This window comes from Cellulomonas sp. P4_A2 (assembly GCF_056402515.1).
Genome location: NZ_JBFUHG010000160.1, coordinates 1 through 404 on the forward strand (window position 1 = coordinate 1; position 404 = coordinate 404).

The 404-nt window shown below is 68.8% G+C and carries 1 protein-coding gene; it reads left to right on the plus strand.

Annotated features, from left to right (window positions below; all coding sequences use genetic code 11):
• A partial coding sequence (locus AC1DUE_RS20530; RefSeq protein WP_477041248.1) for a hypothetical protein occupies window positions 1–404 on the plus strand: 404 nt, incomplete at both ends.

Genomic DNA, 404 nt, shown 5'->3' on the forward strand with positions numbered 1-404 from the left:
GTCCAACGGTGAGTGGGACCCGGCGGCCAAGGCCGGGGTCGCGGCGACGTACTTCAAGCCGAACGCCGTCCGCCTGCTGGCCCTCCTCCAGGCGCTCAAGGCCGACATGGACCGCCGCAACCGGCTCCTGGGTGACCTCAGCAAGTCCAAGGTCGTCCCCGAGTGCATCGACCGCGTCGGCGGTCTGGAACTCCTGGTCATCGACGAACTCGCCACCTTCACCCGCCCGGACCGTCCGTTGCGCGAAGAGATCCTGGAGGCGCTGATCGAGCTGTCGGCGGTCGCGGCCGGGGCCGGGATCCTCATGGTGCTGATCACGCAGTACCCGTCGGTCGACGTCATCCCGCAGGCGCTCGCCATGAACTGCGGGACCCGATGGGCGATGCGAGTCGACAACGCCACTC